The 9,604-nt window shown below is 66.2% G+C and carries 8 protein-coding genes; 3 read left to right on the top strand and 5 right to left on the bottom strand.

The window, feature by feature from the left end; genetic code table 11:
* Nucleotides 1–181 precede the first annotated feature (181 nt).
* On the bottom strand, nucleotides 182–502 hold the full coding sequence (locus MFF55_RS08295) for a DUF736 domain-containing protein (RefSeq protein WP_238243614.1): 321 nt from the start codon (nucleotides 500–502) through the stop codon (nucleotides 182–184).
* Nucleotides 503–1,382: 880 nt separating this feature from the next.
* Between MFF55_RS08295 and MFF55_RS08290 the strand changes: the two genes are divergently transcribed.
* Nucleotides 1,383–1,646: a type II toxin-antitoxin system MqsA family antitoxin gene (locus tag MFF55_RS08290; protein WP_238243613.1), complete on the top strand. Its 264-nt coding sequence runs from the start codon at nucleotides 1,383–1,385 to the stop codon at nucleotides 1,644–1,646.
* Nucleotides 1,647–1,989: 343 nt separating this feature from the next.
* Here MFF55_RS08290 and MFF55_RS08285 read toward each other — a convergent pair whose 3' ends face one another.
* The 4 genes from MFF55_RS08285 to MFF55_RS08270 all read right to left on the bottom strand — a co-directional run bounded on the left by MFF55_RS08285 (nucleotide 1,990) and on the right by MFF55_RS08270 (nucleotide 8,723).
* Nucleotides 1,990–2,160: a hypothetical protein gene (locus MFF55_RS08285; RefSeq protein WP_238243612.1), complete on the bottom strand. Its 171-nt coding sequence runs from the start codon at nucleotides 2,158–2,160 to the stop codon at nucleotides 1,990–1,992.
* A gap of 408 nt (nucleotides 2,161–2,568) precedes the next feature.
* Nucleotides 2,569–4,833, bottom strand: a complete 2,265-nt coding sequence (locus MFF55_RS08280; protein WP_238243674.1) for a ParB/RepB/Spo0J family partition protein — start codon at nucleotides 4,831–4,833, stop codon at nucleotides 2,569–2,571.
* Between the two features lie 355 nt (nucleotides 4,834–5,188).
* The gene (locus tag MFF55_RS08275; RefSeq protein WP_238243611.1) at nucleotides 5,189–6,196 is read right to left on the bottom strand and encodes an ArdC family protein; all 1,008 of its coding nucleotides are present in this window, start codon (nucleotides 6,194–6,196) and stop codon (nucleotides 5,189–5,191) included.
* Nucleotides 6,197–6,497: 301 nt separating this feature from the next.
* A complete protein-coding gene (locus MFF55_RS08270) occupies nucleotides 6,498–8,723 on the bottom strand; it encodes a metallophosphoesterase (RefSeq protein WP_238243610.1) in 2,226 nt (741 codons plus the stop codon).
* Between the two features lie 161 nt (nucleotides 8,724–8,884).
* Between MFF55_RS08270 and MFF55_RS08265 the strand changes: the two genes are divergently transcribed.
* Together MFF55_RS08265 and MFF55_RS08260 are read left to right on the top strand one after the other, a co-directional pair.
* Nucleotides 8,885–9,232 (top strand): hypothetical protein, encoded by a 348-nt coding sequence (locus MFF55_RS08265; RefSeq protein ID WP_238243609.1) that lies wholly within the window; start codon nucleotides 8,885–8,887, stop codon nucleotides 9,230–9,232.
* Nucleotides 9,232–9,603 carry a helix-turn-helix domain-containing protein gene (locus tag MFF55_RS08260; RefSeq protein ID WP_238243608.1) on the top strand — a complete coding sequence of 124 codons (372 nt, stop codon included), beginning with the start codon at nucleotides 9,232–9,234 and terminating at the stop codon, nucleotides 9,601–9,603. Before MFF55_RS08265 ends, MFF55_RS08260 begins: the two co-directional genes overlap by 1 nt.
* The last annotated feature ends 1 nt before the right edge of the window (nucleotide 9,604 follow it).

Genomic DNA, 9,604 nt, shown 5'->3' with positions numbered 1-9,604 from the left:
ATGACGAGAGAGGGCGCCTTACCAAGCCGAGAGAAATCCTCGCGGTCGCTGGCGCATCAAGAGGCCCGCGATCCCACCGCCCCGTCGATGACCGTGAGAGCCAGCAGCGTCTCCCGTCAGTGGCCTGAAGGGATCAGGCTGCGCCCCGCCCGGCATACCGGGCGAGGCATCGCGGCGCGTCTCAGTCTCGGCGGCTCGTGGGCCGGGACCAGATCAGCGAGTAGCCCTCGCCCTCTTCGTCGTCGAAGAGGTTCGCGTAGATCGGCGCCGTGAAGCTCGGATCGTCCAGCTTCAGGCTGAGGTACTCGCGGCCCTCGTTCGAGCGCCTGGACCACGCCGCTCCGATCTCGGCCCGACCCACATAGACCCGGTGGCTGGGGGCGTTCTCACCGGCTGCGCGAGGATCCTGAACGATCCGGACGTTGCGGGCTTGAACCGAGAGGGTGACGATCTGGCCGGTGAAGCCGTCTTCGTTCTTGGTGAAGTTGCCGATGGTCGCCATGAGATGTCTCCGTGTCCTGCTCCGAGCCCGCGACCGCCGCGGCCTCGATGGCGATCGGTGAGGCCGGAGGCGGTCGGCGCCGCACCTGCGTCAGCGGGCCGAAGCGTCAGCGGAGGACGGCGGACGGGCGGGTTTGTTGTCCCGCGAGGAATGCGAGAGCGTCAGCGCAGCAGGGGAAGAAACTTGACCGGCCGCCGTTGCGGCTAAGCCGGACGAGGCGCTAGCCGTCCCCGGCCAGATCAAGCCATGAGAGAGGCCGCGCGGTCACCGGGCTGCGACAGGTCCATCGCGGAGAGGCTGGTGACACGCCGCTTCGAAGACCGCCGTGACGGATTCACCGTTCGATCGCCGCTCGGTCGAGCACTTGATCCGCCTCCCGTTCTAGCGCTGTGCGCCGGCCGATAGCGCTGCCACCGTCGCGCAATCAGGATCAGGCGAGGAGCAGCAGCTTCCCACGAAAGAGCTCAACGCGGTGACGCAGATTCTCGGGTCGGTCTCGACGATGGCGGTCAGAATTTCTACGCGACACGGCGGTCCTTGGCGTCGACCGCTGTGGGGCGCTGCCACGATTCTCGGCCTCGAGCCGACGATGGTCGTGACGTCGTTGGCCACCTTCGCCGACCGACGATCTGGCAGAACGTCGATCAGGTAGCGGCTGACGGGTCAGTGCTCTCCATGAAGGTCGAGATGGACGTGGTCTCGGCGTCTCGGGGCATGTCGTTCGAGAAGCGATCAGGATGCCGACGGACGCACGTCTTGGGACGATACCGTCACCGAAGTCAGGACGGATGCTTGGGCGCGGCACGCACCCATTCGCGGTTGCCGGCAAGGGCGAGACGCTTACGGTCGACGCGTCAAGACACGACTCGGAAGGGGAGGGGTGGCTATCGGTGGCGGCTTGGAAGTGGTTGCCTACGCGCGGCACTGCCTGGACGAAACGATCGGCCGCGTGCCGACGCCGACGACGATCCGCCGGGTCCCGGCGAAGCTGAAGCCTTCCCAACGCGTGGCGGCAGCGTTGCCCCAAATCGGCGAGGGTTCCTTCGACAATCACGGTCGAGGACTCGTGGAGCCGAGCGGTTCGACCATCCAGTTCATCCGGGTTCTGGACCGGCATCCCGAATTCGTCGAAGACGTCAGATAAGGGGCGCCCGATGCTTACTTGGCCGAAGGACAGGCTGCTGCAGAACGGCCCGGAGCTGCCAATGGTCGAGCGGGTACGGCGCGACCAGCACAACACCCGCACGCTTCGGGCATCAGGCTGAGCCGTGCTGGGTTCGGCCTATGTCGACACGCTCGACCCGGTCGCCATCGAGTTGTGGTTTCATGACAGCGCCGAACAGCCGGCTCGCCTGAAAGCTATAATCCAAGCCCTTGCCGCGCTGGAGCCGGACCGCGATGCGGACTCAGGTGTTGGATGGTCTGTGAAAAGCTCTCGCCGGATAAGGGTCGGGGCCGTCGGACGGTCCCGACCCTCTCGCGGTCGTTCAGATCGCGTAGGGATCGAATTCCAGGACGACGGTGGCAGCATCGCCGTCGAACTCGTCGGAGGGCATGACACCGTAGCCGTCGTCGGTCTGGAACAGGGTGATGCAGACCATCAGAGTCCGGGCGAGGTGATAGGCGTAGCTGCGGGCGAGGGTGAGATCGTGCGCCATGGTCCGGCTCCCGTCCTGTGGCGGGGGCCATCCCCGCTCGACGGGTGCCCGATGAGTCCGGACGCGGCCGCGATCACCGTGGAGGCGCGAGCCGCAGCGGCCGCACGCCTCAGCGTAGCGGACCCCTTGAGGGTTGATCGTGGAAGGCCGCGGGCGTGACCAAGGAATTGCGCCCTCCAGAGCGGAGTGAGCCCTTGGGCTCAAGCGGCGGGAAACTGATGCTGATCCCGTTCCGACCCGCAGCGGCGCATCGTTGACGGATGATCAGATAGGCCGCGTGCGAAACTGCGAACATTGATGGTCGGACTGTCGACCAAGGCGGTGGTCGCACGCTCCACCGCGTATAACACCAGGCACCGCACAGGTCGGGACGAGCCGCCAGCGGACGAGGCCGTGAGCCGGGCGGCGTCAGATCGTATCGCCCGCGCGTCCCACAACAGCCTGACAACGAACGATCGACCGAGCCGGCTCCGGGCTCGTGCCCGAAGCCGCTTGTCCGATCTGGCTTGACGCCGAATCCGCGGCGACGCCGTAGGGCTCGGCAACCGAACCGTCCTGCGCGGCCGCGGCATCAGCAACCAGGAAGGCCGGCAGCGCGTCGGCCTCGTCCGTCCCGCAGGAATCGGTGTCACGTCCTTCGGCCGTGGCTGGCTCGCCATCGCCAGCGTCGACGCGCAGCGGCTCGGGCAGCCAGCCGGTGTCCGCGAGGAGGCGCTCGGCCTCCTTCGCCATCTCGGCCTTCTTCAGGTGGTCGATGAGCTGCGCTGCCCGCTCGCTTGCCCCCTCCCGTACGGCTTCCAGGATACGCGCTTTGGTGACGCGGCCGAGATAGTTCGCCGTGGTAGGGCGCCATCCGGCGGACACCATGTCGAGGTCCGTCGCTCGCGCGAGACGGTCGGCCTGGGCGAGGCGGACCCGCACTCCGTGTTCCGAGACGCCTATCCCGCCGTAGGGGTTCGGCTTCTCGTGAAGAGCGTTAATCCCGAAGCTGACGCAATGCGCGAGCAAGGCCAAGCGGCTCGCGTCGTCGAGGGCGGCAAGCCACTCCCAGAGCGCATCGCTCTCGGCGGGCAACTCGGCCTCCCAGCTCGCATGCCGCTCGGCGACGGCGCGGGCGCAGGCGCTGTCCTTCAAATCCTCGGCTTGCGCGGCGAAGTGGATCTCTCGGACCGAGACCTCGAGGCAGCCCGATCCCGAGCGGACGTGGAAGGTGTCGAGCACCAGCTTGTGCAGCAGCGCCGTCAGTGCGACCTGCGGACGGCTCGCCACGGCATCGCGCAGCGCCAGCGTGCGGTGCGCCGTCAGCTCCGCCATCAAGCGTTCGGGGAGGGGCCGGATGCCGTCTTCCTCTTCCGGCTCGGACGCGGGCGGCGTCCCCCCGATTGTGATGACGGCCCGCTTCACCGCCGGCTGCGCGGGCGCACCGGTTCGGCCAGTCTTACCGTCCGAGGTTTCGCCCTCGCTCTCCGAGGCCGGAGCGGCTGGCACGTCGTCCTCAGGCCGGACGTAGCCGCGCTCGACCCGCAACCGGCCGTCATGGCCGAGGCCGACGAAGGCGCCTGCGCAGGCGATCTCGGCCGGATCGTAGCGCAACGGGCGGTGCGCCAGTTGCTCGAGCGCCGCCTCGATCTCGCCGAGCCGATCGTCAACCGCTTCCGGCAGTTCGTCCTCTTGCTCATGCTCGGCCACGAGCCGCTCCTGTTCGGCCGTAAGGGCGTCGATCGTCGCCTGCTCCGCCCCGGTCGTCTCAACGGGCTCGCCGTCGATCCGGCGAAGGCCGAACTGATGACCGTAGGGGAAGTTCATCGCGACCTCGATCCACTTCCAGCCCTCGGCTGCGACCTCTTCGGCCTCGGCCTTCAGCTTCTCGGCCGTGAGGCGGTCGAGAAGTGCGACATCCTGGAGCCAGCCGCCGCCATCGGCCTGGAACAGGTCGCGTAGCACAGTGCCCCCGGCTGCCTCGTAGGCGTCCATCCCGACGAACAGGACCCGTTTGTCCGACGCCTGCGCGGCCTTCTCGGTTAGGAGCCGCCGGATCTGATAAGGCTCCTTCGACCAGGAATGCCGCACCGCCTCCCAGACCTGCTCCTGGCGGGCGTGATCGTGCGTGATGGTGAAGGCCATGAGCTGCTCGAGCGTCATGCCGTCAACGGCGTAGACATCGAGCAGCGCGGGCGCGACCGTCGCAAGGCGTAGTCGCTGCTTGACCACGTTGACCGGCACGAAGAAGGCCGCGGCAACAGCCTCCTCGGTCATGCCCTTCTCGCGCATCGCCTGGAAGGCGCGGAACTGGTCGAGGGGATGGAGCGGCGCCCGCTCGACGTTCTCGGCCAGCGAGATCTCCTCGATCAGGACGCCGCTGGCGGCATCCGAGACGATGCAGGGTATCGGTGCGGTCTTCACCAGCCGCTTCTGCTTCACCAAGAGCTCGAGGGCCCGGAAGCGCCGGCCGCCGGCCGGCACCTCGTACATCCCGGTCTCCCGACCCTCGCCGTCGATCACTGGCCGAACGTGCAGGCTCTGGATCAGGCCTCGTCGGGCGATCGACTCAGCGAGGTCCTCGACCGGCACGCCGACCTTCACGCGCCGGACGTTCGCTTGGCTTAACACCAGCTTGTTGAAGGGGATCGGGCGGGCGGGCGCCAGTGTGATCTTCTGAACCGTATTCGCCATCATCATGTCTCCGCGACGGGCGCCGGAGGCCTCTCCTCCGCTCTCGATTCCGTCATGACGCGCAGCGCCGCCCTCTTCCTCTGGAGGGCAGCGCCGCGATGGGGAGAACGGCAGACCGGAGCAGCGTAGCCTGGGCCCTTGGCGACTTGCCGACGCGCGACGCCGGTTTCGACCGTCAGAACCATGACCGGTCTAGTTTACGACGACCGAGATGGCCCCTCTTTCCTCGGTCGGGTTGCAGAGCCTGGGGTGAGGCGACAGCCTATCTCCGAGTACGCATGGTCGAGGGACATCGACGCCCTCCGCTTCCCATCTCCCGAATCGTGTGTTGATCGGAGCTAACCGTGGAAACGCGTCACGCGGCCCGACCCTGCATATGCTGCTTCTCCCGCGCTGTCACCGAGATTGGCGTTCCTTCACCGTCATTTACGGCCGTATCCGAGCTCTCTTCCGCGAGCGCGAGGCGATCAAGCAGCCAGTCGGCGGCCTTGCTGGCGTGAGAGGCCGCACGCACTATGGCCCGCTCGTCATCGCGCAGGACCTGGAGCCAGGCAGAAATATAGTCGGCGTGGCGTACGGTCGGAACGATACCGAGGCTCGCGCACACATAGGCTGCGGAAATCTCGGCCACCAGTTCCTCACGGGCATAGCAGGGGCCGCCGCGCGGCTCCTTCATCGAGCGGTCCAGGCGCGAGCGATGGCCGGTGGCGTGCGAGAGCTCATGCGCGGCGGTACGGTGGAAGTTGATCGGCTCGTGGAACGCCTCTGGCGGGGGCAGCACGACCACGTCGTCGCAAGGACGGTAGAAGGCCACGCCGCCACCGACGCGGATGGTCACGCCGGAGGCTTCCATCAGCATACGGAAGCGCGGCAGGACGAGATCCTCGCGCGGCGGGAGCAGCGGCGCGGTGAAGTTCGCGGGCAGGCCGTCGACCTGCGCAACGTTGAAGACGGTGAAGCGTTTGAGGAACGCCACCTGCCGGGCCGCGTCCCCGTCGCGATCGGCCCATCGGCGTTCGTCTTTCGGCGTGAAGCGATCGGCGTAAACGATCCCGGTCCCGTGCTCGCCCTTGCGCACGCAGCCGCCGAGAGACAGGGCTTGGCGGAACGTCAGCCAGCGTTGATCGCGATAGCCCGCTGCGATGCCCGCCGCCCAAAGCAGCATGACGTTGATGCCGCTATACGCCCGGGCCGTGGCGGCGTTGCGCGGCATGGCCACCGCGACGGTTCCGCGGCCGCTGCCCCAGGGCTGGACCCAAGGGACGCAGCCGGCCTCAAGTTGGGCGATGATCCGATCGGTGATTTCACGGTAGAGGTTGGTGCGCTCGGGTTGTGTCGCGCGGTCGGTCGCAGGTCTGGCCATCGGGAAGCTTTCGCGCCGGGCGCCGGAGGTTCTCTCCGACCATCCTTCCCGGCAATTCGCTCCGGCCCTCCTCTGGCTCTAAAACTTGCGCGGCGCCCGCACCCACCTTATCAATATTCCAGTCTCAATTTTGCGTTAACACCACGCATTCGCATAACATTCGTTATGGAACTATAGCCTGTTCTATCAATCTTTAAAAGATCAAGATAAAATTATCATTATGGAACATTGGGCTTTGCCCCAGGGGGTAATCTGTCTGGTGCAGCTGCCGATGCAGAAGGGCAGGGCGCTTTCGTCGGATTTATGCAGCGCCCTCGCCTCCCCCGGCGGCCTTTAAGCGATCGTCGGGCAAGCGTGTGTCGGTCATGCGCTCCAACGCTGACACGAGACTCTGCGCCACGGGCGACCATCGGTTGAACGCGGCACGGGAGCGCGTCGAATGCTCGAACGTCTCGTTGACTCGCGCGAGGTCGCCCAGGTTTCGCGCCAGGATTGGAAGCTCCTCATCGCCAACCGTCGCGGTCGCCTCGATGTAGGCGGCAAGCGTGAGAAGCCCTTCGATCGCGACGGGAATGCCATCGGAATTGAACCCATTGGTTGCCGTACGCAGCTCTGCCAGCGAGCGCCGCCATTCGCGAACGGCGCTCGCCTGGGCGTCGCCCCGCGCGGCCTTGTGCACGAGGGCGTCAGCGAGGAGGTGAAGCCGCTCGGGAGCTTGGTCGAGCCATCGATCGACGATCGGCATCGCGACCTGGGTGGGCGATCGGGAGATCGTTCGCGCGTCAGCGGCGATGGTGGTGATCCGCCCGGGACGATAGCCGAGCTCTTCGCAAATCTCTCGTTGCAGGAAGCGCAACTCGGCGATGTTGATCGGCCACCAACGTTCGAATTCCTGCGCCCGATAGAAGGCGATCGCATCGACGGCGATGCGACCGGCGTCAGCGTCCCTTCGACGAAACTCGATGAGGCAGAAGGACGCAAACTCCTCGCCCGCGCCGTTCGGCGCGAAGTCACGGAATGGGTCAACGAGAACGGCAATTGCCCTGGTGCTCGGCTTCGTCCTGAGGAGCGCGATGATGCGCGCGATCTGGTCGATCTTGCCGCCGTATCGCCGCAGACGTGCGCCGTGGAGGTAGGGAATGCGCGGTTCCAGCTGCGATCGGTCGAGCTGCCACCACTCAACCAGTTCGCGCAGCCAAGCTTGTCGCTCATCACCTTGCAGGTCGTCTGGAACGGCATAGGCGCTGGGCAACGGCAGCGTCTTGCCGTCGTCGTCGGGCAGATCGAGGTGGACGATCAGGGTGCCCCGCTTCGCGTTCGTCCCGGCGATGGCAAGAGCGCGCGCGTAGACCTCGTCGAGGTCTGCACCCTCGACGATTACAGGCGCGCCGGGCGAGACAAGGACGGTCTCAGCGGGGCGGACGCCAGTCGTCCATAGCCGGCGGATGGTTGGTGCCGGCCGCAGGTCTTCGGCGCCCGATCGCGGAAGCGGGATCGCTTCGATCTTCACCTCGGGCGTGTGCGGGAGACCGTCGAGCGTGATGAGCCGGACCGCGTCCGTCTCGCGTCCGACCTCGAAGGTCGCGCCGGAGATGACGAGGACGCGATGCATGTCATCGGTATCGCCGGCGTAGATATGGTCGAAATAGGTGGCATGCTCGTGCTTGTGCCCGTGGATGACCAAGCCGATGCCGCTGCCGCGCAGGAAAGCACGAACCTGTTCGAGGTTCGACATATCTGCGAAGGGCTTCAACTCCTCCCGCAAGCTGGGCGAGCGGAGATGGTGGTGCATCACCGCGATACGCAGCTGGCGGCCGCGAGCCGGCTGAGGCGTCGAGGCGACGAGCGCTCGCAAGGCCTCAAGTTGATGCTCCGATACGCGGGCCATGTCGTACCGAGCCAGAGCCTGGAGCTGTGACCGCAACTGCGCCGCCACGGTCGCATCGCCCGGCGCAAGCGTCTCGGGAATCGTGTTCCAATGGCTCCGCAGCGGCTCGGGCAGGACTGAGCTGACGTGCGACCAGTTGCTGGTGTTGATCGGGAACACCGCCCAGCTACGGTCGGCGGCGACCAGCCGATGCCGTCCCGGCTCCGCGATCGCCGGCCAGCCATCGATGCCGTCGAGCCACGGCACGACGCAGCCCGCAGCGCTCCAGACCCGGACGAAACTCTCGTAGCGTTCGGCGGTGCCGGGATCGGCGTCGCGCGGCACGTCGTGATTGCCTGGGACGGAGACGATGTGGTCGGCCGCAACGCAGAGATGTTCTGCGATCAGCTTGAAGACGAGCTCATGGCCACCCGCTGCGCCTTTGCTTTGCGCGTCACCCGAGAAGAACACGCCGTCGAGCGTGCGGCTGTCTCTGGTCAACCGTTCGGCCAAGCGTCGGAACAAAAGCTCGAGCGGCCCTTCGCGGGCAGCGGCAAGGAGACCCGCGACGTCGACCTTCCGGTCATCCCGTTCAAACGGAGCGCCGGATGCGGACACATGAGCATCGGTGATGTGAAGGAAGGTCGCGCGGTCAGCCATAACCCTGTTTAGCCAGCCGCGCCGCTGCTGAACACACTCAACCGGTCACCGTGTCGAGGGAGGCGACCAGCCAGAAGCCCAAAGCATGCGGCCAGCCGTTATGCCCTTGCATGTCGTTAAATCCGACATTACGTTGGTTGCAAGTGCTGGAAAGGGACGCCATGACGACTGCTACGCTCGCGCCACCCACTTCCACTCCCACCGCAGCACCGTTCCCTTTGGCAGCGGTCGCGAAGGATTTGCGCAGCGAGTTAATCGAGGTGGTCAAGGGTGAGGCCTCGATCAAAGGTGTCGCTTTGCCGCCAACATTGGCGGCGATCGGAAGCACGTCGTTCCAGATCGACTCTTTGGTGGTGGTGTCGATCCTGTGCATCGTCGAGCCAATCCTCGGCGTCGAGCTCCCGGACAGCGTGGTGAGGACAGGCGGCTATGGCTCGGTCGATCAGGCGCTGGCGCATCTGCTGCCGAAGATCGAGGCCTATTGGAAGAAGCACACAGGAGGTAAGTGATGACCCAGGCCGCGACCCCGCAAGACGAAGACGACGCCGAGCGTCGCCGGCTCGGCGAAAGGCTGCGCGAAGCCCGCAAATATCTTGGCCTGAAGCAGGAGGAGGTTGCGACTTATCTCAAGATCCCGCGCACCGCGCTGACCGACATCGAGAATGGCCAGCGGCGGGTAGAAGCGATCGAGCTGACGCGCTTGGCTAAGCTTTATCGGCAGCCGGCCGCATTCTTCACGGGAGAGGACGAGGCGGCGGCCTTGCCCGTCGATGTCGCGCATCTTGCCCGTCGGGCCGCCGCACTGTCGATGCAGGATCGTGACGAGCTCGGCCGCTTCGCGGATTATCTGCGGACGCGCGCGAAAATAGTTCGGGGCTGAC

Source organism: Methylobacterium iners (genome assembly GCF_022179305.1).
GTDB classification, from domain to species: Bacteria; Pseudomonadota; Alphaproteobacteria; order Rhizobiales; family Beijerinckiaceae; genus Methylobacterium; species Methylobacterium iners.
The sequence above is the reverse complement of the archived record's forward strand: the minus strand, read 5'-3'. Positions and strand labels throughout refer to the sequence as shown.

Coding starts and splice junctions, on each gene's coding strand:
- MFF55_RS08260 (WP_238243608.1), top strand. CDS start 9,232: ATGACCCAGGCCGCGACCCCGCAAGACGAAGACGACGCCGAGCGTCGC.
- MFF55_RS08280 (WP_238243674.1), bottom strand. CDS start 4,833: ATGGCGAATACGGTTCAGAAGATCACACTGGCGCCCGCCCGCCCGATC.
- MFF55_RS08285 (WP_238243612.1), bottom strand. CDS start 2,160: ATGGCGCACGATCTCACCCTCGCCCGCAGCTACGCCTATCACCTCGCC.
- MFF55_RS08265 (WP_238243609.1), top strand. CDS start 8,885: ATGACGACTGCTACGCTCGCGCCACCCACTTCCACTCCCACCGCAGCA.
- MFF55_RS08270 (WP_238243610.1), bottom strand. CDS start 8,723: ATGGCTGACCGCGCGACCTTCCTTCACATCACCGATGCTCATGTGTCC.
- MFF55_RS08275 (WP_238243611.1), bottom strand. CDS start 6,196: ATGGCCAGACCTGCGACCGACCGCGCGACACAACCCGAGCGCACCAAC.
- MFF55_RS08295 (WP_238243614.1), bottom strand. CDS start 502: ATGGCGACCATCGGCAACTTCACCAAGAACGAAGACGGCTTCACCGGC.